This window comes from Mesorhizobium sp. M1066, from assembly GCF_040318635.1.
Taxonomy (GTDB): Bacteria; Pseudomonadota; Alphaproteobacteria; order Rhizobiales; family Rhizobiaceae; genus Mesorhizobium.
In genome coordinates this window covers 221,770-243,832 of record NZ_JAMYMR010000001.1, presented here as the reverse complement: position 1 = coordinate 243,832, position 22,063 = coordinate 221,770, and the positions used below count along the sequence as shown (strand labels likewise).

Below are 22,063 nucleotides of genomic sequence, written 5' to 3'. Positions count from 1 at the left end.
GTCCCTAGGCGCGATCCATAAGAGCCGCAGGCTCCTTGGTCGCGTGTTTGCCTCTGTTGTCCGTCCGCTCATAAAGCTCGCGAACGATTCGGCTGGCGGTAGTCTCAAACAGAAATGGCAAGAAAGCATGAACGAGCGCAGCACAAGCCGCCATCAACAGGCGCGACGAGAACCAGGCGGCAAAGCCCATGTGGCTGAAATAGGTTTCGCCGACCTTGGCCGGATGAGAGGTGAAAATCCTTGCGACCGACATGCTGGTCCCCTTCAGCGCTTCAAGTTCTGATATGAGTATCCTGACACGCTTCGCTGGTTCATCGGTCTCAAAATGTCCTTGTATTTCGGTGATCCATGGGACAATTATCCCACATGGCGCTGGAAATCGACGAAATAGACCGGAAATTGCTCGCCCAATTGCAACGCGACGGCACGCTGTCGGTCGACCAGCTGTCGGAACGGGTGGCGCTGTCGCGCAATGCCTGCTGGCGCCGGGTGAAGCGGCTGGAAGAGGCTGGTGTCATCACCGGCAGGGTGGCGCTGGTCGATGCCGAAAAGCTCGGGCTTGGTCTTTCCGTCTTCATCCTGATCCGCACGTCCAACCACGATCCGGAGTGGCTGCAGAAGTTCCGGGCGGCGGTGACCGGCTTTCCCGAGATCATCGGCGTCTACCGCATGTCCGGCGACCTCGATTATGTCCTGCGCGCCCGCGTCGCCGACGTGAAGGCCTATGACCGGCTCTACCAGCGGCTAATCGCCAAGGTGGCGCTGTCTGATGTCTCCGCCTCCTTCGTGATGGAGGAGATCAAGGAGACCACCGTCGTTCCGATGGAACTGAGGTAGTAGCGCTACGTTCGCGTTTGGCCGAAGCCTCCCCAACTTCGTCATACCAGGGCGGAGCAGCCGCGAAGCGGCGTCGCGGAGACCCTGATATCCATGCCGTGACCTACCCAAGAGTGCAACGGCGCAGAACTCTGCACCGTCGTGACGCGTTGGAGTCGCGACATGGATCCTCGGGTCTGCGCCGCGTCGCTACGCTCCTTGCTCCGCCCGTGGATGACGAAGCATGGACGTTTTCGCCAATCGCCAAGCACGCAATCCTTCAGCGCAACAAACCCATCAAAACTCCTGTGCCCGAAACCAGGTCACAGTGCCGCCCAAAAGAAAGCCGTTGATAGAATTACAGTCGAGTTGACCGAATCGCCGTTCGCGCCGATAGGATCGATTTTATGCGCGCAGCCCTTCAAACTCCCTCCGTCATCGGTCCAACCGTCGGCTTCGTCAGGTTGCCGCATGCTGAAGGACTTCCCCTTCCTGCTTATGAAAGCACCGGTGCTGCCGGCATGGATCTGCGCGCCGCCGTGCCCGACGACCGGCCGCTGCTGATCCTGCCTGGCAAGCGTACTTTGGTGCCGACCGGGCTGATCCTGGAAATTCCGGAAGGCATGGAGGGCCAGGTGCGGCCGCGCTCCGGCCTTGCTTTCAAGCACGGCCTGACCGTCCTCAACACGCCCGGCACCATCGACAGCGATTATCGCGGCGAGGTGAAGGTGCTGCTGATCAATCTCGGCGATGAGGACTTCGCGGTGACGCGCGGCATGCGCATCGCCCAGATCGTTTTTGCCGCGGTGACGCAAGCCGCCGTGGAAGAGCGCAACCTAGCTGGCGGCACGGCGCGCGGCGCGGGCGGGTTCGGGTCGACCGGCACCGCCTGATGCCTGAACTGCCTAAACTTGTCATCTTCGACTGCGACGGGATCCTGGTCGACACCGAGAACCTCGCCAATCGGCGCCTCGCCGAATGGCTGACCGCTGCCGGCTATCCGACAAGCTTCGAATATTGCCGCAAGAATTTCTCCGGCCGCAGCATGGCGTCGGTGCAGAAAGAGATCGAAGAAGAGACCAGCGTCAGGCTCGGCGCCGATTTCGTCGATCGCTGGAATGCCGGCCTGCCGGACCTGTTTGCCCATGGCGTCGAGGCGATCCCCTACGTCCGCGAGTTTGTCGAAGCCGTGCGTTCAGCCGGTATCGCCTATTGCGTCGCCACCTCGGCCCGAGTGTCGAAGATGCACATCACGCTCGGCCAGACCGGGCTGTTGCCGCTGTTCGAACACGCGATGTTTTCCTCGACCATGGTCAGCCGTGGCAAGCCGTTCCCGGACCTGTTCCTGCATGCGGCCAAGACCATGGGCTTCGCGCCCGCCGACTGCATCGTCATCGAGGACAGCGTCGCCGGTACGCAAGCCGGCATCGCCGCCGGCATGCGGGTGTTTTCCTATCATGCCGATCCCTATTCCGACCGCGCTGGCCTGATCCAGGCCGGCGGCATCCTGTTCGATGACATGCGCGAGCTGGCCGGGCTGGTGCCGATCCACTGACCTGATCTTCAGCCTGCAGCTGTACGCCTCGATTGTCCGTGCTAGCTTGGCGCCGCCAACTCGAGGCCACGCATGAACCTCAGCCTGCTCCGCCTCATCCTCGCCTTGATGCTGTTGCCGTTTCTATGGACCGCGGCCGGCGCGCCGGCGGCAAGGACCGGCTGACCATGCTGTTCGACCTCGGCGATTCTCCCGACAGCGCCGAAGGCTATGCGGTGCTGGCGCTCTACGACATCACGGCCAAGCCAAAGCTGCTCGACGCCGTCAATGTCGCGCTCGACCGCGGCACCTATTTCCGCGAACCGGGCAAGCTTTCCGTCGGCGCCAACGATGACGTCCTCATCACCATGAGCGTGCATTTCAATTCGAGCCAGAACTATGTGATCACGCCGCTGATCATGGTCCGCGACGACAAATTCGAACTGATCGACATGATCTATACGTTCGACGAAAACCTGTGCGCCTACAGCCGCAAGCAGGATGTAGCTTTTCAGGCCATCGCGGAGGGGAAGCCCTATGCTGCCATCAAAGTGACGGTGACCGATGCCACGGTGCTCAACGGCGAAAACTGCGACGACACCCCGCCCAGACCAGAGTCCCACGAGATTTCCGTCACCTATCACTGGGACAAAAAGACATCGCGCTACATCAAGGATTCCGACACGCTGGACAAATTGGCAGGAGAGAACGCCAAACGCTTCTGAACCAACCGCATTCGTTTGCCCGGCGAAATCGGGCAGGATAGATTCCGCTTAGCCACAGCGCACATGATGGGGGTACTACCATGGACAAGGGCAAGATCTTTCGCGACCTGCATGCCTCGACCTTCGTCATGCCCAATCCCTGGGATATCGGCACGACGAAGCTGCTGGCTTCTTTCGGCTTCACGGCGCTGGCGACGACCAGCGCCGGCTTTGCCTTTTCGCGCGGGCAGCCGGATGGCGCCGTGACCTTCGACCAGATGATCCATCATTGCCGCGAGGTGACGGCGGCGACCAGCCTGCCGGTCTCGGCCGATCTCGAGAAAGGCAAGGGCGACAGCGCCGAGCAGGCCGCCGAAACCATCTTCGCGGCGGAAGCGGCCGGTCTTGCCGGCTGCTCGATCGAGGACCACACTGGCGACCCCGACAAGCCGATCTATGATTTCGCGCATGCCGTCGAGCGCGTTGCGGCGGCGGTGGAGGCGGCGCGGGCGCTGAAGCGCGATTTCGTCTTCACGGCACGGGCTGAGAATTTCCTGTGGGGCAAGTCCGACCTCGACGACACCATCAAGCGGCTGCAGGCGTTCGAGAAGGCCGGCGCCGACGTGCTCTATGCGCCAGGCATCGGCGACGTCGAGATGATCCGCACTGTCTGCTCGGCGGTCAGCAAGCCGGTCAATGTCATGGCAAAGCCTGGCTTCACCATCGCCGACCTCGCCATGGCCGGCGTCAAGCGCATCTCGCTCGGCCCGTGGCTGACCAATTTCGCCTATGGCATGCTGGAGACGGCGGCGCGCGAGATCCAGCAGGACGGCACATTCGGCTTCACCCGCGCCGCCATGCCGTTCGCCAGATTGCAGGCCCTCTTCGGCAAGTCTTCAGCTTGAACGGGGCCTATCGCATGACGCTTACCGTCGTCGATATGCATACGGGCGGCGAGCCGCTCAGGATCGTCACCGGCGGCTATCCCAGCATCCCGAAGGGCACCATCCTGGAAAAGCGCGCCTATGTGCGCGACCACCTCGATCATCTCAGGAAAATCCTGATGTTCGAGCCGCGCGGCCATTACGACATGTATGGCGCCTTGCTGGTCGAACCGGACCTGCCCGGCGCCGATCTCGCCGTGCTGTTCATGCACAATGAGGGCTATTCGACCATGTGCGGCCACGCCATCGTCGCGCTCGGCCGCTACGCCGTAGATGAGGGATTGGTGGCGAAACAGGAACCAATCACGACAGTCAATATCGAGGCGCCGTGCGGGCTGGTCGTCGCCTCGGTCGAGGTCAGGGACGGCAAGGCCGGTGCGGTGTCGTTCGAAAGCGTGCCGGCCTTCCTGTTCGCCGGCGGGCAGACGATAGAGCTGGCGGGTCATGGCACGATCGGCTTCGACGTCGCCTATGGCGGCGCCTTCTACGCGCTGGCCGATTGTCACCAATTCGGGCTTGAATTCGGCAGAAGCCGGGTGCGCGATTTCGTCGATGCGGCAACCGCGCTGACGGACGGGCTCAAGGCCGAATTGCCGCTGTCGCATCCCGACCATGCCGACCTTGCCTTCCTCTACGGCACCATCCTGACCGATGGCCGCGACGCGTTTTCCAGCGAGGTGACTAAGAACATCTGCGTCTTCGCCGAGGCGGAGGTCGACCGCTCGCCGACCGGCTCCGGCGTCACCGCAAGGCTGGCGGCCATGCATGCCAAGGGCGAGATCGCGATCGGACAGACGCGCACATTCGAAAGCATTGCCGGCTCGCGTTTTTCGGGAGTCGTGGTGCGGACGGCAAAGGCTGGCCCGCACGAGGCGATAATCGCCCGCGTCGGCGGCCGCGCCTATTATAGTGGCAGGACTGAGTTTATCGTCGAAGCGGACGACGAGCTCGGACGCGGATTCCTGTTGCTCTGAAGAAAATGCTCAGTGGCGCGAGGAGCGAGCCACTTCCCGCACCGAGATCGCCTTGTGCAGATGCACCATCATGGCGGCGGCGAACAGCGGCGTCAGCAGGTTGAGCAACGGCACGGCGAGGAAAGCCGCGATGAGCAGCCCAGCGAGAAACACCGTGCCGGCATAGTGCCTGCGCAAGACCTTGGCTTCGTCTTCCCCGCGAAAGCGCAGGGCGGCGAATTCGAAGAACTCGCGCCCGAGCAGATAGCCATTGACGATGAAGAAGGCGGCTATGTTGACGCCCGGCACCAGCAGAAGCAGCAGGGCGACGATGTTGCCGAGAATGACGACGCCGAGGAATCGCGCCGACAGCACCAGCGAGCGCAGCGCCGGCATGGCGCGGCCGGTCGGATCGCCGGGATAGTCGGTGCGCTCGACCACTTCGGCGATATCGTCGAGGAACAGGCCGGCGACAACAGCCGTCACCGGCGCGATGAGCAATGCCATGCCGAAGGCTAGCGCTATCGCGGCGATGATGCCACCCAGCCAGCCGGCCCAGGACGGTATGCCGGGCAACAGCGTCTGCAGCCACGGCAGGGCGAGCCACTCGACGAGGCTGGTCAGGCCGAACCACAAAGCGACGAGCGCCAGCAGCGTCAGACCCAATGTCTTGAGGAACACGGCCCGAAAGGGAGGCGAAAGCAACTCCAGGGCCGCAGTGCGGGCAGCGTCGAAAATCACCGTGCTTTACCCCCAGGTCACCAGACACCGCCGAAAAGGCGGACGCTTCCGAGATAGGCAGCGCAGGCCACGAGCACAAGCGGGCTGGTTCTTTGCTTTGACGCAATTCCCAAGGGAAAGCGCTATCCGCTTTTCCCGGGAAAACCGCTTCACACTTTTCCTGGAATTGCTCTACCGTGCAAACGCCGGCTTGCGAACCGGGATGGTCATGGCGGCGACTCCGGCCACGACAAAACCCATGCCCAGCCATGCCGTCGAGCCCAGGCTTTCGCCGAGGAAGAGAGCGCCGATGCCGACGCCGATCGGCACGCGCAGATAGGCCTGCGAGGTGGTGCCGACCGAACCCAGCGTGTGGATGAGGCGGAAATAGATGACGAAGGCCAGCGCGGTGGAAAACACCGACAGGCCGAGCAGGGCCAGGATCGATGCGGTCGAGGGCGCGAGCGTCCATGGCTGGTCGAACACAAGACTGAGCGGCACCAGGATGATTGCGCCGCACAGCATGGAACCGGCGGCAGGCAGCATTGGGTCGAGGCCCTTGAAACCACGGCCGAAAATGGCCGCACCCGCATAGCAGATTGTTGCCGCGACGATGGCCAACTGCGCCCACAACTCGTGACCGAGGCCACCCAGTGCCTGCGTGCCGATGATGAGGCAGATGCCGGCAATGCCAGCGCCGACGCCAATCAGCTTGCGCACCGTGACCGGCTCGTGGCGGGTGATGAGCGCTGTCAAGAGGAAGGTGAAGATCGGCGAGGTCGCGTTCAGGATGGTAGCGAGGCCGGCATCGACCGAACGTTCTGCCGCGGCGATCAGGGTGAACGGGATGACGCTGTTGAGACAGGCCTGGAAGGCGAAGCGGCGCCAGCTTGCCGCGTCGCCCGGCATGGCTAGCCCGCGCCAGCGGATGATGGCGAACAGGATGCCACCGGCGATCAGGGTGCGGGCGGCAATGAAGGTGACCGGCGGGATTGTCTCGACGCCGATCTTGATGAAGGTGTAGGAGGCGCCCCAGAGCACCGCCAGCACGACGAGCAGCGCAAGGTCGGTGGTCATGTCGTTCTTTGCAGGCTCGTTCTTTGTCGAGATCTTCTTTGTAGACATGGGGCTGGCTCGCCTTCGAAACGGGATCGGCTGAACCAAGCTTGTAGGCGGTGCGGCGACGAAATGCTTCGGCCACGGTCGAATTGTCATAGCGCCTCGCGGCTGAGGCGCCTTTTGCCTGTTCCGCCAAAGTTGCGTGTCTCGCCCTAGGCAAACCGGTTTCAAATCGCTAGACCCGCGCCGGGCCGGCGTGGCAAGAAGCCGGCTCGGGTTTTTGGCGGAGATTTTGATGCCGGATTATGACGTGCTTTGCATCGGCAATGCCATTGTCGACATCATCGCCCAGTGCGACGAGGAATTCCTCGAGACCAACGGCATCATCAAGGGCGCGATGAACCTCATCGACACACAACGCGCCGAACTGCTCTACAGCCGCATGGGTCCGGCGATCGAGGCCTCCGGCGGCAGCGCCGGCAACACGGCGGCCGGCGTCGCCAGCTTTGGCGGCCGCGCCGCCTTCTTCGGCAAGGTCTCCAACGATGCGCTGGGCGAAATCTACGCGCACGACATCCATGCGCAGGGCGTCGCCTTCGACACCACGCCGCTCAAGGGTGAGCCGCCGACGGCGCGTTCGATGATCTTCGTCACCCCCGACGGCGAACGCTCGATGAACACCTATCTCGGCGCCTGCGTCGAGCTCGGCCCGGAGGATGTCGAGGCCGACAAGGCGTCTGGCGCCAAGGTCACCTATTTCGAAGGCTATCTGTGGGATCCGCCGCGCGCCAAGGAAGCAATCCGGCAGACGGCCAAGCTGGCGCACGCGGCAGGCCGCGAAGTCTCCATGACACTGTCGGATTCGTTCTGCGTCGACCGCTACCGCGACGAATTCCTCGACCTGATGCGCTCGGGCACGGTCGACATCGTCTTTGCCAACAGCCACGAGATCAAGTCGCTCTACCAGACGTCGTCGTTCGACGAGGCGCTGGCGCAGATCCGCAAGGATTGCCGGATCGCCGCCGTGACCCGCTCGGAAAAAGGCTCGGTGATCGTGCGCGGCGACGAGACCGTGGTCATCAAGGCGACCGCCATCAAGGAACTGGTCGACACGACGGGCGCCGGCGATCTCTATGCCGCCGGCTTCCTGCATGGCTACACGCAAGGCCGCGACCTGCAGACCTGCGGCGACCTTGGCTCACTGGCGGCCGGATTGGTGATCCAGCAGATCGGCCCCAGGCCACGGCAGAATCTGCGCCGCGAGGCTGAGCAGGCGGGGTTGCTGTAACCTTAAAGCCCGGCGCTTGTGCCGTAGGCGGCCGGTCGCGCCGCTGCCCTTCGCAGGCTCAGGGCGTTCGAAGCTCGAAAAGCCAAGCAATTGGCTTTTCATCCGCTGCGCGGACCGCTTCTCACCGTCGCGCGGCTGTCATACATCGCACCTACACGCAATCTGGGCGTCCCGCGACTGACATTTCGGTGCGCCCTCAGTCCGTTGGGGTGTCAAGAAATGCTGGACAGCATGCTGTCGAGCGGCCGGATTCGTTGCCGCCGCGATTTCCGTTTTCCGCACTAGAAATTCAACAATCGGCCGCAGCTGAGGGGAGCGCGCGGCCAGAAGACAGATGCATGAACAGATTTCAGATCCAGGGCCTCAAACAGGACGACTTCGCGGAGATGGTCGCGGAGGACGTCGAGCGCGCGCTTGCGCACTATGACGAGGCCATCAACAAGCCCACCATGGTCTCGGTCGGCAAGATCGCCGGCAGCATAGCGTCCGCTGTCACCTTGCTGTCACCGAAGCACCAGCGCGCCATCGACGCCATTCACGCCGACCTTCCCGGCCTGGCATCGAAATTCGTGCGCGCACTGGCGGCTGAAGCCGCGCGCCGCAGCGAAGCCGGTATTACCGGCGTGACAAATCCGCCGACGACCCCGTTGGCCGACGTCGAGCCTCCTACGCTGCCAAAGTCGGACGATCTTGAATCGATGCTGATCGAGGACTGGGCGGGCCGCGTCGCCGGCTCGACCTATCTGGAGGAGCATTTGCGCATCGCCCGCTCGACCCTGCACCGCTGGCAGCGGCGGGGCGAGGTCATCGCCTTGCGCAAGGGCGGCCGCAAACATGTCTTCCCGCTGGCGCAGTTCGTCGACGGGCGGCCGGTTGCAGGCATTCGCGACGTGCTGTCGCTGATCAGCAATCCCAGACTGGCGTGGCTGTGGCTGACGCGCCCCTCGGCGCAGCTCGACGGTCGCGTCCCAATCGACTTGCTGCGGCAGGATCAGGTCGACGAGGTGATCGAAGCCGCGAGCGTGTTTGCGCCGGGCTGAACGCCTCCGCTAAGGCTCGTGCCTCAAGTCCCCGCCGTATACGCCGCGATCGCCGCCATGTTGACGATATCGCTGTCCTTGGCGTTGAGCGACACGATCTGAACCGGCTTGTTCAGGCCGACCAGCAGAGGACCGATGACCGTGGAGCCGCCGAGTTCCTGCAGCATCTTGGTCGAGATCGAGGCCGAGTGGAACGCCGGCATGATCAGCACATTGGCCGGGCCGGTCAGCCTTATGAACGGATATTGCGCCATGGCCCGCGCATTGAGCGCCACGTCGGCGGCCATTTCGCCGTCATATTCGAAATCGACGCGGCGCTTGTCGAGGATACGCACGGCTTCCTGGACGCGTTCGGAGCGTTCGCCCTGCGGATGGCCGAAGGTGGAATAGGCGAGCATGGCGAGCCTCGGCTCATAACCCATGCGGCGGGCGAAACCTGCCGCCTCCTCGGCGATGTCGGCGATCTGCTCGGCGTTCGGCATGTCGTGCACGGCGGTGTCGGCGACCAGCACGGTCTTGCCCCGCGCGAGCACGATCGAGACGCCGATGACGCGGTGGCCGGGCTTGGCGTCGATGACGCGGCGGATGTCGTCGAGTGCTGTCGAATAGTTGCGGGTCACACCCGTCACGATGCCGTCGGCGTCGCCCAGCGCCACCATGCAGGCGGCAAAATGGTTGCGGTCGTTGTTGATCAGCCGCTGGCAGTCGCGGAACAGGAAGCCTTTGCGCTGCATGCGCTCGTAGAGATAGTCGGTGTAGATGCCGTTGCGGCGCGACAGGCGGGCGTTGATGATCTCGATGCCTTGCTTGTTGAGGTCGATGCCGGCGTGCTTGGCGTTTTCCTTGATGACGTCGTCGCGTCCGAGCAGGATGGCGGTGCCGAGCCGCTGGTTCACATAGGAGACGGCGGCGCGCATGACCTGCTCCTCCTCGCCCTCGGCGAAGACGATGCGCTTGGGCTGACGGCGCACGCGGTCGTAGATGCGCTGCAGGGTCGATGCGATCGGGTCGCGGCGGGCCGACAGCTCCTGCGCGTAGCGGTCGAGATCGAGGATCGGCTTGCGGGCGACGCCTGAGTCCATCGCCGCCTTGGCGACCGCGATCGGGATGGCCGAGATCAGGCGCGGGTCGAACGGCACCGGGATGATGTAGTTGGGGCCGAATTTCGGCCGGTTGCCCTGATAGGCGGCGGCGACGTCGTCGGGCACATCCTGGCGTGCCAATGCCGCCAGCGCCTGCGCGGCGGCGATCTTCATGTCGTCATTGATGGTGGTTGCCCTGACATCCAGCGCGCCGCGGAAGATGTAGGGAAAGCCGAGCACGTTGTTGACCTGGTTGGGGTAATCAGAACGCCCGGTGGCCATGATGGCGTCGGTGCGGATCTCAGCCACTTCCTCCGGTGTGATTTCCGGGTCGGGATTGGCCATGGCGAAGATGATCGGGTTCTTGGCCATCGACTGCACCATGGCGGTGGTCAGCGCGCCCTTGGCGGAGAGGCCGAGGAAGACGTCGGCGCCGTCGAGCGCCTCGGCGAGGCTGCGCGCCTCGGTCTTGACCGCATGCGCCGACTTCCACTGGTTCATGCCTTCGGTGCGGCCCTGGAACACCACGCCCTTGGTGTCGCACAAAGTGATGTTTTCGGGGGCAAAACCCATCGCCTTCATCAGCTCGATACAGGCGATGCCGGCGGCGCCAGCGCCGTTGCAGACCATTTTTGTGGTCTTCATGTCGCGGCCGGTGATCTCCAGCGCGTTGATCAGGCCGGCGGCCGAGATGATGGCGGTGCCGTGCTGGTCGTCATGGAAGACCGGGATGTCCATCAATTCACGCAGGCGCTGCTCGATGATGAAGCATTCCGGCGCCTTGATGTCCTCGAGATTGATGCCGCCGAAAGAGGGCCCGAGGAAACGCACACAGTTGATGAACTCGTCGGCGTCCTCGGTATCGACCTCGAGGTCGATGGAATCGACATCGGCGAAGCGCTTGAACAGCACCGCCTTGCCCTCCATCACCGGCTTGGAGGCCAGCGCGCCGAGATTGCCAAGGCCGAGAATGGCGGTGCCGTTGGAGATGACGGCGACCATATTGCCGCGCGTCGTGTAGTCGAAGGCGCGCGAGGGGTCTTCGGCGATGGCCAGAACAGGAACCGCGACGCCAGGCGAATAGGCGAGGCTGAGGTCGCGTTGCGTCGCCATCGGCTTGGTGGCAACGACCTCCAGCTTGCCGGGGCGACCCATGGCGTGGAATTCGAGCGCTTCCTGCGCACTGACGGACGGACCGTTGTTCTCGGTTTTCCTGGCCATGATGTTCTTGATTTCCTCACCGGTGCAGCACCTCGTTGAAGCGGGTGCTTTGTGTCGGACCGAATTAAGACCACGCGCCGCCGCGTGTAAACCGCCAGTGCTCGGGAATCGCTGTCCGTCTCGGCAATTGCGGACAAACGGCCATCACCGGTCGTCCCCTGTTTTTCGAAGCTATGGCATTAAACCGCATCATCACATCTGCTAGCGTGCCGCGTATGAACATGCACATTCCAAACGAGCCGGACGCCCCCGAGGCGATGACGCCGGTGCCGACCGCCGGCGCCACGCCGATGATCGAGCAATTCATCGAGATCAAGGCGGCGAACCCCGATTCGCTGCTGTTCTATCGCATGGGCGATTTCTACGAGCTGTTCTTCGACGATGCCGAGAAGGCGAGCCGGGCGTTGGGCATCGTGCTGACCAAACGCGGCAAGTATCAAGGGCTCGACATTCCGATGTGCGGCGTGCCGGTGCATGCCGCCGACGATTATCTGCAAAAGCTGATCGGCCAGGGTTTCCGCGTTGCCGTCTGCGAACAGATCGAGGATCCGGCCGAGGCCAAGAAACGCGGCGGCAAATCGGTGGTGCGCCGCGACGTGGTGCGGCTGGTGACACCAGGCACCATCACCGAGGACAAATTGCTGGCCCCCTCGGAATCGAGCTTCCTGATGGCGCTGGGGCGGGTGAAGGGTGGAGCGGACCACTCCTTTGCGCTGGCCTGGATCGACATCTCGACCGGCGCCTTTCGCGTCACCGACACCACCGCCGACCGGCTGCTGGCCGACATCTTCCGCGTCGATCCGCGCGAGCTGATCGTCGCCGAGCCGGTGTTCCATGATCCGGAGCTGAAGCCGGTGTTCGACGTGCTTGGCCGCGTCGCCAGCCCGCAGCCGCCGTCGCTGTTCGATTCGGCATCGGCCACGGGACGCATCGCCCGCTTCTTCGATGTGGCGACACCGGATAGCTTTGGCGCCTTTTCGCGCGCCGAGCTATCGGCGATCTCGGGCGCCATCGCCTATGTCGAGAAGACGCAGAAAGCCGAGCGTCCGCCGCTGTCGCGGCCGGAGCGCGAGGAGCAGGGATCGACCCTGTTCATCGACCCGGCAACACGCGGCAATCTCGAACTCTTACGCACGCTGTCGGGCAGCCGCGAAGGCTCGCTGTTCAAGGCGATCGACCGCACGGTCACCGGCGGCGGCGCAAGGCTGCTCGCCGACCGGCTGATGGCGCCGCTGACCGACCCGGTGGCGATCGGCGCCAGGCTGGATTCGGTGTCGTTCTTCCGTTCCGAGACCCGGCTCTGCCAGGCGGTGCGGTCGAGCCTGAAGAGCGTCGCCGACATGCCGCGCGCGCTGTCCAGGCTGGCGCTCAACCGGGGCGGGCCGCGCGACCTCGGCGCGCTGCGCGCCGGCTTCGAGGCGGCAGGCGCGATCGCCGAGATTTTTGCCGCGACCGCCCTGCCGCAGGAATTGACGGCCGCACTCGCCGCCATCCATGCACTGCCCCAAGCGCTTTCGCAGCATCTGACGCAGGCGCTTGGCGACGAGCTGCCGCTGCTCAAGCGTGACGGCGGCTTCGTGCGCGGCGGCTACCATGCCGATCTCGACGAGATGCGGGCGCTGCGCGACGAATCGCGAAAGGTGATCGCCGGGCTGGAACGCTCGCTAATCGATGAGACCGGCATCCGCTCGCTGAAAATCCGGCACAACAATGTGCTCGGCTACTACATCGAGGTGACCGCCAACCATCATGCGGTGATGACCGGCAGCGACGGCGCCAAGGCGCGCTTCATCCACCGCCAGACCATGGCCAATGCCATGCGTTTCACCACGACCGAGCTTGCCGAACTCGAGACCAAGATCGCCAACGCCGCCGACCGGGCGCTCAGCATCGAACTGTCGGCCTTCGAGGCGCTGACGGCGGAAGCGGTTGGCGAAGCCGAAAAGATCCGCGCCGGTGCGGATGCGCTGGCCGTGCTCGACGTCTCGGCGGCACTCGCGCTTTTGTCCGAAAGCGAGGCCTGGTGCCGGCCGGTGGTGGATTCCAGCCTTGCCTTCGAGATTGCGGGCGGCCGGCATCCGGTGGTCGAGCAGGCGCTGCGCCGTTCGGGCGAAGGCCCGTTCGTCGCCAATGATTGCGATTTGTCACCGGAGGGCAGCGCCAAGAATGGTGCGATCTGGCTTTTGACCGGCCCCAATATGGGCGGTAAGTCGACGTTCCTGCGGCAAAACGCACTGATCGCCATCCTGGCCCAGACCGGCTCGTTTGTGCCGGCGACATCGGCCCATATCGGCGTCGTCGACCGGCTGTTCTCGCGTGTCGGCGCTTCGGACGATCTGGCGCGCGGCCGCTCGACTTTCATGGTCGAGATGGTCGAGACGGCGGCGATCCTCAACCAGGCCGGCGAACGCGCGCTGGTGATCCTCGACGAGATCGGCCGCGGCACCGCCACTTTCGACGGCCTGTCGATCGCCTGGGCGGCGGTCGAGTATCTGCACGAGAAGAACCGCTGCCGGGCGATCTTCGCCACCCATTTCCATGAAATGACCTCGCTGGCCGGCAAGCTGGCGCGGCTCTCCAACGTCACCATGCGGGTCAAGGAATGGGAAAACGACGTCGTCTTCCTGCACGAGGTCGGCAAGGGTGCCGCCGACCGCTCTTACGGCGTGCAGGTGGCGCGGCTGGCCGGCCTGCCGGAGGCGGTGGTCGACCGGGCTAAGGAAGTGCTGCATCAGCTCGAAGAAGGCGAAGTCTCCGGCAAGACCAACCGGCTGGTGGATGACCTGCCGCTGTTTTCGGTGGCGGTGAAGCGCGAAGCGCCAAAGCCGGCGAAAAACGATGCGCTCGGCGACGCGCTCGGCGCGATCAATCCCGACGAGATGACGCCGCGCGAGGCGCTGGAAGCGCTCTACCGGCTAAAAGGGTTGGCGGGGACGTAGTCAGATCATCTCCAACCCGCGCTTGCGCGCTGGCGGCGGGAAGGCGCGGTCGAGATCGGCGAGATCCTCGCCGGTAAGCTTGATGTCGAGCGCGGCGACATTCTGGCGGACGTGCTCCTGGCTGCTTGCCTTCGGGATGGCGATGACGCCCTCCTGGTGCATCACCCAGGCCAGGGCGATCTGTGCCGCCGTGGCGTTGTGGCGGGCGGCAATGGCTTCCAGCCTGGCATTGCGCGCCAGCGCGCCCTGCTCGACCGGCGAATAAGCCATTAGCGGAATGCCGCGCTGCCGGCTCCACGGCGCCAGGTCGAATTCGAGGCCGCGCCGGACCAGATTGTAGAGCACCTGGTTGGTCTGGACATTGCCGCCGTCGGGCAGGCCGATCAGCTCTTCCATCTCGTCGGTGTCGAAATTGCTGACGCCCCAGTGGCGGATCTTGCCAGCCTTTTTCAGGGCCTCGAAGGCCGCGACCGTTTCCGCCAGCGGCACGCTGCCCGGCCAATGCAAGAGATAGAGATCGATGCGGTCGGTGCGCAGGCGTTTCAGGCTGTTTTCGCAGGCGCGCTGCACGCCCGCGCGCGAAGCGTTCGATGGCAGAACTTTCGAAACCAGGAAGGTCTCGTCGCGGCGCCCGGCAATAGCCTCGGCCACCACCTCCTCGGCGCCACCGCTGGCATACATTTCGGCGGTGTCGATCAGCGTGATGCCGAGGTCGAGGCCGAGCTTGAGGGCATTCACCTCATCGGCACGGCGACTGATATCCTCGCCCATCTTCCATGTGCCCTGGCCAAGCACCTGAACGGCTTCGCCTGAGGGCAGTTTGGTGGTTCTGATGGTCGGCGGCATGGCGGGCTCCATTTGGGCCGATCGCATCACAGGCTGGACGAGAAATCCAGAGGCGTTCTCGCCGCGCTGGCGATGGCTGAAGACTTACTTCACCGGATGGGCGGCGAGCCAGGCCTGCATCTGCTTGATCTCGGCTTCCTGCGCGGCGATGACGCCTTCGGCCAGCTTGCGGATTTCCGGATCCTTGCCGTTGGCAAGCTCGACCTTGGCCATGTCGATGGCACCCTGATGGTGCGGGATCATGCCCTTGACGAAATCGACATCGGCATTGCCGGTATATTCAGATGCCATCATGTCGGCATGCATCTTGTCCATCGCTGCCTTGTAGCCCTCGGTCGAGGGGCTGGTCGCGTCCGTCGCCATGGCGCCCATGTCGTGTTTCATCTCCTCACTTTGCGCCGGAACACTTTCGAGGAAGACGGCAACCAGCATTCCGGCCGCCATCAGCAGCAGCACGAGTTTTTTGGCCAAGGTCATTCATGGTCTCCTGTTGAGTGGGTTTCGTATTTGGGGGCTTTGGTCAGAGTTTCAATGTTCTCAGCCGCAATGCGTTTGCGATCACCGACACCGAAGACAGGCTCATCGCCGCCGCCGCCAGCATCGGCGACAGAAGCGTGCCGGTAAGCGGATAGAGCACGCCGGCGGCGACCGGCACGCCCAGCACATTGTAGAGGAAGGCAAAGAACAGATTCTGACGGATGTTGCGGATCGTCGCCTGCGCCAGCGTGCGGGCGCGCACGATACCGTTGAGGTCGCCCTTGACCAGAGTGATACCGGCGCTTTCGACGGCGACATCGGCGCCGGTGCCCATGGCGATGCCGACATCGGCGGCGGCAAGGGCCGGTGCGTCGTTGACGCCGTCGCCGGCCATGGCAACGCCGGCGCCTTTTGCGCGCAGTTCCTCGACAAGGGCCGCCTTCTGTTCCGGCAGCAGGCCGGCGCGGACCTCGTCGATGCCGAGGCTTCTGGCGATCGCGTTGGCCGTGCGTTCATTGTCGCCGGTTGCCATGATGATCCGCAAGCCGCTTTCATGCAGCGCCTTGATCGCCTCGGCCGTCGTTGCCTTGATAGGGTCGGCGACGGCGATGATGCCGGCCAGTTTTTTGTCGACAGCGACGAACATCGCCGTCTTGCCTTCGAGTTGCAACGCCTCGGCCTTGGCCGAGATGGATGCGATGTCGACGCCAAGGTCGGCCATCATCGCGGCATTGCCGAGCGCGACCGTCTTTCCCGAGACCGAACCGGACACGCCCTTGCCGGTGACCGCCTCGAAGGCGCTGGCCTCGGCAACTGTCACGCCGCGCGTAGCGGCGCCGTCGACGATGGCTTCAGCCAGCGGATGCTCCGATCCCTTCTCCAGACCGGCGGCAAGCGCCAGCAATTCCTCCTCGGAAAAACCGTTTGCCGCAACGACATCGGTCAGCTTCGGCCGGCCTTCGGTCAGCGTCCCCGTCTTGTCGACGATCAGCGTGTCGACGGAAGCGAAGCGTTCGAGTGCTGCGGCCTCCTTGATCAGCACACCGGCGTGCGCTCCGCGCCCGGTGGCGGTCATGATCGACATCGGAGTGGCGAGGCCGAGCGCACAGGGGCAAGCGATAATCAGCACCGACACTGCCGAGACGATGGCAAAGATCAGGCTGGGCTCGGGTCCAAACACGGCCCAGGCGATGAAAGCGGCGATCGCGATGAGGACGACAGCCGGGACAAAGTAGAAAGAAACGCGATCGGCCAGACCTTGAATCGGGGCGCGCGAGCGCTGCGCCTTGGCGACGAGCTCGACGATACGCGCCAGTGTCGTCTCGGCGCCAACCTTTTCAGCGCGCATGATCAGCGAACCGTTCTTGTTGAGCGTGCCGCCGGTCAGCGCATCGCCCTCGACCTTCTCGACCGGCAACGGCTCGCCCGTGATCATCGATTCGTCGATCGAGGACCGCCCTTCCAGCACCGTGCCATCGACCGGCACGGCGTCACCGGGGCGTATGCGCAGGCGATCGCCGGCCTTGACGGCGTCGAGGGGCACGTCGTTTTCGGAACCATCGGCGGCGATCAGCCGCGCTGTCTTCGGCGCCAGATCGAGCAAGGCGCGGATTGCCGAGCCGGTCTTTTCACGGGCGCGCAGCTCCAGCACCTGGCCAAGGAAGACCAGCGCAACGATGACGGCAGCAGCCTCGAAATAGACCGGCACCGCACCGCCATGGCCGCGGAACTGATGCGGAAAGATATCCGGAAACAGTGTGGCGACGACGCTGTAGAGATAGGCAGCACCAACGCCGAGCGAGATCAGCGTCCACATGTTGGGGCTGCGGTTGACCAGCGAGTCCCAGCCGCGGTGGAAGAAGGGAAAGGCGGCCCAAAGCACCACCGGACTTGCCAGGACCAGTTCGATCCAGACCTTTGTCCGGTCCTCGACCAGGCCTTCAAACATCAAGCCGATCATGGGCGCCATGGCGATGATCAGAAGGGGGACCGAAAGGACAGCGCTCACCCAAAACCGCCTGGTGAAATCGACCAGCTCGGGATTTGGCCCTTCATCGCCCGTCGGCACGCCCATCGGCTCCAGCGCCATGCCACAGATCGGGCAGGATCCTGGCTTGTCGCGGATGATTTCGGGATGCATCGGGCAGGTGTATTGCGTGCCTTTGGGCATCGGCTGCGGTGCCGGCCTGTCGCCGAGATATTTTAGCGGCTCCGCCTCGAATTTCGCCTGGCAGGCGGCCGAGCAGAAGTAAAAGCCCTGGCCTTCGTGGCGGGCAAAGTGCCTGGCTGTCGCGCGGTCGACGCTCATACCGCAGACCGGATCGGTGGCCGTCAGGAATTTTTCCGGCTCGGCGACGAATTTCGTGCGGCAGCCCTGGCTGCAGAAATGATAGGGATGGCCATCATGCTCGGTCGTCGGCTTGCCGGCGACCGGATCGACAGTCATGCCGCAGACCGGGTCGCGGACGACGCTCTTCGTGGTGGGCACGGCGCCTTTTGTCGAACAGCAGCTACCATGCGCGTGATGATCGTGATCGGAATGCGTCATTCGAAAATGCCTCGATGGATCGGTGTGTGACGTGGAGGTAGGGTTTCCAGTAACTGGAAGGTCAAGGGCTGTTTCGACTTTTCTTCTCCGGTCCACAGCGCGTCCATCCTCCCCAGAAAAAGTCTCACGCGGCAACACCACGCCTGCTAGAGAGCGAGCGTCCCGGGGGTGAGATTTTCTTTGGCAATGAAGCGTCTGGTCATCAATCTCGATCGGTCTCCCGATCGCCTTGCCCGTGTGACGGCGGAGTTTGCCCGCATCGGCGTCCCATTCGAACGCGTTCAGGCCATCGACGCACGGGATCGGCCGGACCTGGACCAGCTGCCGCAAAATGTCGGATATCGGAACAGGCTGCCATTGACTGACGGCGAGATCGCCTGCCTGCTCAGTCACCGGGCCTGCTGGGCCGCCATCGCGCAAGGCGACGCTCGCTACGGGGCAATCTTCGAGGACGACATCGTCTTTGCCGCGAAAGCCGGCGCATTGCTTCGCGACAGCGACTGGATTCCAGCCGATGCCGAAGTCGTCAAGCTCGAAAGCTATTTTTGCAAGACCGTGATCCGACGCAAGCGCATTGACATCGGTCACGGCTTTTCCACATCCAAACTCGACGCCGGACATATAGGAACCGCCGGCTACATCATCTCCAGGCAAACCGCGCTCGACCTGATCAAGGCCACCGAGGAGATCGGCATCGCTGTCGACGACATTGTTTTCAACCCCGAGTTTTCGGTTTTGCGAGGCGAGACAATCTATCAGCTTGTTCCTGCGCTCTGCGCGCAAGATCAGTTCCTTGGCGACAGGGCGCTCCAATTGCCAAGCCTGCTCAGGGAAAAGCGGGATATCCAGTGCGCCGCCGGGACCGGGAAACGCAGAAAGACAGCCATAGCGAAGGTCAAAGCCGAGGCTCGCCGGATAGGCAAGCGCATTGTCGATTTCTGTCGACTGAAGCGGAGAATGGTTATTCCATTTACTTATCCGAGCCAAAGCTCAGCCGGGTCTTGAACCGGCTTTCAACGCCCCATACCCAGCGCCACGAAAACGCGCTATAGACGCCGCCGAAACGGCAAGGCCGACTGGATATATGGCAAGAATCTCCCTGAAGCTCGACGAATTGATCGACGGCGAAGCCTTGCGCCGCGAGATGACCGCGCTGACCGCGGCCACGGCGGACGATGGCTCAGGGCAGGCCGCGCGCAATGGCGTGCTCCAACTGCTCAAGGGACGACTGGCGGAAGGGCGCGCCATTGCCGAACGAATGCTGATGGACGATGGCGGCGGCAGCGCCTGCGCGGCGCGGCTGTCGCATCTCATGGACGAGATCATCCGGGCGCTTTACGATTTCGCCGTCACCCATGTCTACCGGGTCAAGAACCCGTCCTCGGCGGAGCGCATGGCCGTCGTCGCTGTCGGCGGCTACGGCCGTGGAACGCTGGCGCCCGGATCCGACATCGACCTTCTGTTCCTGCTGCCCTACAAGCAGACGCCGTGGGGCGAACAGACAGTCGAATACATGCTCTACATGCTGTGGGACCTGGGGCTGAAGGTCGGCCACGCCACCCGTAACATCGACGAATGCCTGCGCCTGTCGCGCACCGATGTCACCATTCGCACCTCGATCCTCGAAGCACGTTTCCTGTGGGGCGAGGAAAAGCTCTATGATGAACTGATGCTGCGGTTCGATCATGAGGTGGTGCGCACGACCGGCCCCGAATATGTCCAGGCCAAGCTTGCCGAACGCGATGACCGCCATGCCAAGGCCGGCGAAAGCCGCTATCTGGTCGAGCCCAACGTCAAGGACGGCAAGGGCGGCCTGCGCGACCTGCAGACGCTGTTCTGGATCGGCAAATATTTCTATCGGGTGCGCACCGGCGAGGAACTGGTCGACAAGGGCGTCTTCACCGAGGGCGAATACCGCGAGTTCCAGAAGGCGGAGGATTTCCTGTGGGCGGTACGCTGCCACATGCATTTCCTCACCGGCAAGGCCGAAGAGCGGTTGCATTTCGACATCCAGCGCGAGATCGCCGAACGTCTCGGCTACACCACACACCCCGGCCTGTCGGCGGTCGAGCGCTTCATGAAGCACTACTTCCTCGTTGCCAAGGACGTCGGCGACCTGACCCGCATCTTCTGCGCGGCGCTCGAGGAGGAGCAGGCCAAGCACGTTCCTGGCTTCAACCGCATCTTCCTGACTTTCTCCAGGCGCAAACGCAAGCTGGCCGGCACCTCCGATTTCATCGTCGACAACCACCGCATCAACATCGCCGACGACCAGGTGTTCGAGCGCGATCCGGTCAATCTGCTCAGGCTGTTCTGGTTCGCCGACAAGCACGGTCTGGAATTCCACCCTGACGCGCTCAAGCTGCTGACCCGTTCGCTCGGCCTGGTCAACAAGTCGCTGCGGCGCGACGAGGAGGCCAACCGGCTGTTCCTCGACATATTGACCTCGGATCGCAATGCCGAACTCAATCTGCGGCGCATGAACGAGGCCGGGCTGCTTGGCAGACTGATCCCGGATTTCGGCAAGATCGTCGCCATGATGCAGTTCTCGATGTACCACCACTACACGGTGGACGAGCACCTGATCCGCTGCATCGGCGTGCTGGCCGAGATCGAGCGCGGCGACGGCGAAAAGGTCCATCCCCTCTCGCACACGCTGATGCCGGGGCTGAAGAAGAGCCGCGAGGCGCTCTATGTCGCCGTGCTTCTGCACGACATCGCCAAGGGCAGACCCGAAGACCATTCGGAAGCGGGCGCCAGGATCGCCCGTCGCATCTGCCCGCATATGGGGTTGTCGGCGGCCGATACCGAAACCGTTGCCTGGCTGGTCGAGAACCACCTGGTGATGTCGATGACGGCACAGACCCGCGACCTCAACGACCGCAAGACCATCGAGGATTTTGCCGCGATCGTGCAGTCGGTCGAGCGGCTGAAGCTGCTTTTGATCCTCACCGTCTGCGACATCAGGGGCGTTGGACCCGGTGTCTGGAACGGCTGGAAGGGCCAGTTGCTGCGCACGCTTTATTACGAGACCGAATTGCTGTTGACGGGCGGGTTTTCGGAAGTGTCGCGCGCCCAGCGCACCGCAGCGGCGCGCGAGCGTCTGGCCGAGGCGCTTGCCGACTGGCCGGACAAGGCCCGCAAGCGCTATGTCGGCCAACACTACGAGAATTACCTTTTGACCGTCGATCTCGCAGACCAGTTGCGCCATGCCGAATTCATCCGCGAAGCCGACGTGTCAGGCAACAAGCTTGCCACCATGGTCAAGACCCACCAGTTCGAGGCGGTGACCGAAATCACCGTGCTGGCGCAGGACCACCCCCGCCTGCTCTCGGTCATCGCCGGGGCTTGCGCCGGAGCCGGCGGCAACATTGTCGACGCGCAGATCTTCACGACGTCGGATGGCCGCGCGCTCGACACGATCCTGATCAGCAGAGAATTCGATCGCGACGAGGACGAGCGCCGGCGTGCCGAGCGTGTCGGCCGGCTGATCGAGGACGTGCTGTCGGGCAAGAGCTGGCTGCCGGAAATGATCGAGAAGCGCACCAAGCCGCGGCGCGGCTCCAAGGTGTTCAAGATCCCACCGCGTGCCGAAATCCGCAACACGCTGTCGAACCGTTTTTCGGTCATCGAGGTCGAGGGCCTCGACCGGCCGGGACTGCTGTCGGAGATCACCGGAACGCTTTCCGACCTGTCGCTCGACATCGCATCGGCCCACATCACCACCTTCGGCGAAAAGGTCATCGACACTTTCTATGTCACCGATCTCACTGGCCAGAAGATAGATAGCCCGGCCCGCATCGCCACCATCCGCAATCGGCTGATGGCAACGCTCGAAGGCATCGTGCCCGAACGCGGCGGCAAACCCAGGGCGGCGGCCGAGTGACAACGA

At 63.6% G+C, this 22,063-nt stretch carries 18 protein-coding genes; 11 read left to right on the top strand and 7 right to left on the bottom strand.

Annotation, left to right across the window (positions count from 1 at the left end):
- Positions 1-4: 4 nt before the first annotated feature.
- Positions 5-253 carry a DUF6356 family protein gene (locus NKH52_RS01080; RefSeq protein ID WP_352729148.1) on the bottom strand — a complete coding sequence of 83 codons (249 nt, stop codon included), beginning with the start codon at positions 251-253 and terminating at the stop codon, positions 5-7.
- 113 nt (positions 254-366) lie between these two features.
- Between NKH52_RS01080 and NKH52_RS01075 the strand changes: the two genes are divergently transcribed.
- The 6 genes from NKH52_RS01075 to NKH52_RS01050 all read left to right on the top strand — a co-directional run bounded on the left by NKH52_RS01075 (position 367) and on the right by NKH52_RS01050 (position 4,972).
- Complete coding sequence (locus tag NKH52_RS01075; protein WP_352729150.1) at positions 367-837, top strand: Lrp/AsnC family transcriptional regulator; 471 nt, start codon at positions 367-369, stop codon at positions 835-837.
- 386 nt (positions 838-1,223) lie between these two features.
- A complete protein-coding gene (gene dut, locus NKH52_RS01070) occupies positions 1,224-1,709 on the top strand; it encodes a dUTP diphosphatase (RefSeq protein WP_128304825.1) in 486 nt (161 codons plus the stop codon).
- Entirely contained in the window at positions 1,709-2,371 is a 663-nt protein-coding gene (locus NKH52_RS01065) for an HAD family hydrolase (RefSeq protein ID WP_352729153.1), read from the top strand. The genes dut and NKH52_RS01065 overlap by 1 nt, the downstream gene beginning before the upstream one ends.
- Positions 2,372-2,496: 125 nt before the next feature.
- Positions 2,497-3,075, top strand: a complete 579-nt coding sequence (locus NKH52_RS01060) for a hypothetical protein (protein ID WP_352729155.1) — start codon at positions 2,497-2,499, stop codon at positions 3,073-3,075.
- Positions 3,076-3,155: 80 nt separating this feature from the next.
- Entirely contained in the window at positions 3,156-3,959 is an 804-nt protein-coding gene (locus NKH52_RS01055) for an isocitrate lyase/PEP mutase family protein (protein WP_352729156.1), read from the top strand.
- A 14-nt stretch (positions 3,960-3,973) separates the two neighbouring features.
- Positions 3,974-4,972 (top strand): proline racemase family protein, encoded by a 999-nt coding sequence (locus NKH52_RS01050; RefSeq protein WP_352729158.1) that lies wholly within the window; start codon positions 3,974-3,976, stop codon positions 4,970-4,972.
- Between the two features lie 9 nt (positions 4,973-4,981).
- Here the strand turns inward: NKH52_RS01050 and NKH52_RS01045 are convergent, their stop codons facing one another.
- Together NKH52_RS01045 and NKH52_RS01040 are read right to left on the bottom strand one after the other, a co-directional pair.
- A complete protein-coding gene (locus NKH52_RS01045) occupies positions 4,982-5,692 on the bottom strand; it encodes a sulfate transporter family protein (RefSeq protein ID WP_352729160.1) in 711 nt (236 codons plus the stop codon).
- Between the two features lie 171 nt (positions 5,693-5,863).
- Entirely contained in the window at positions 5,864-6,796 is a 933-nt protein-coding gene (locus tag NKH52_RS01040) for a DMT family transporter (protein ID WP_352729162.1), read from the bottom strand.
- A gap of 229 nt (positions 6,797-7,025) precedes the next feature.
- Between NKH52_RS01040 and NKH52_RS01035 the strand changes: the two genes are divergently transcribed.
- Together NKH52_RS01035 and NKH52_RS01030 are read left to right on the top strand one after the other, a co-directional pair.
- Complete coding sequence (locus tag NKH52_RS01035) at positions 7,026-8,018, top strand: adenosine kinase (protein ID WP_027039710.1); 993 nt, start codon at positions 7,026-7,028, stop codon at positions 8,016-8,018.
- A 338-nt stretch (positions 8,019-8,356) separates the two neighbouring features.
- Complete coding sequence (locus NKH52_RS01030) at positions 8,357-9,058, top strand: antitoxin Xre/MbcA/ParS-like domain-containing protein (RefSeq protein WP_352729164.1); 702 nt, start codon at positions 8,357-8,359, stop codon at positions 9,056-9,058.
- Between the two features lie 23 nt (positions 9,059-9,081).
- Here NKH52_RS01030 and NKH52_RS01025 read toward each other — a convergent pair whose 3' ends face one another.
- Positions 9,082-11,361, bottom strand: coding sequence for an NADP-dependent malic enzyme (locus NKH52_RS01025; RefSeq protein WP_023811643.1), 2,280 nt, complete (start codon positions 11,359-11,361; stop codon positions 9,082-9,084).
- Between the two features lie 215 nt (positions 11,362-11,576).
- Here NKH52_RS01025 and mutS point away from each other — a divergent pair, with 215 nt between their 5' ends.
- On the top strand, positions 11,577-14,300 hold the full coding sequence (gene mutS, locus NKH52_RS01020) for a DNA mismatch repair protein MutS (protein ID WP_352729166.1): 2,724 nt from the start codon (positions 11,577-11,579) through the stop codon (positions 14,298-14,300).
- Here mutS and NKH52_RS01015 read toward each other — a convergent pair whose 3' ends face one another.
- The 3 genes from NKH52_RS01015 to NKH52_RS01005 form a co-directional block, all read right to left on the bottom strand.
- Positions 14,301-15,146, bottom strand: coding sequence for an aldo/keto reductase (locus tag NKH52_RS01015; protein ID WP_352729168.1), 846 nt, complete (start codon positions 15,144-15,146; stop codon positions 14,301-14,303). It abuts the gene before it with no gap.
- A gap of 84 nt (positions 15,147-15,230) precedes the next feature.
- Positions 15,231-15,623, bottom strand: coding sequence for a CopM family metallochaperone (copM, locus tag NKH52_RS01010; protein WP_023811639.1), 393 nt, complete (start codon positions 15,621-15,623; stop codon positions 15,231-15,233).
- A 43-nt stretch (positions 15,624-15,666) separates the two neighbouring features.
- Positions 15,667-18,171 carry a heavy metal translocating P-type ATPase gene (locus tag NKH52_RS01005; RefSeq protein ID WP_352729170.1) on the bottom strand — a complete coding sequence of 835 codons (2,505 nt, stop codon included), beginning with the start codon at positions 18,169-18,171 and terminating at the stop codon, positions 15,667-15,669.
- A 186-nt stretch (positions 18,172-18,357) separates the two neighbouring features.
- Here NKH52_RS01005 and NKH52_RS01000 point away from each other — a divergent pair, with 186 nt between their 5' ends.
- On the top strand, positions 18,358-19,176 hold the full coding sequence (locus NKH52_RS01000; protein ID WP_352729294.1) for a glycosyltransferase family 25 protein: 819 nt from the start codon (positions 18,358-18,360) through the stop codon (positions 19,174-19,176).
- A 79-nt stretch (positions 19,177-19,255) separates the two neighbouring features.
- Positions 19,256-22,057 carry a [protein-PII] uridylyltransferase gene (locus NKH52_RS00995; protein ID WP_352729172.1) on the top strand — a complete coding sequence of 934 codons (2,802 nt, stop codon included), beginning with the start codon at positions 19,256-19,258 and terminating at the stop codon, positions 22,055-22,057.
- Positions 22,058-22,063 lie beyond the last annotated feature (6 nt).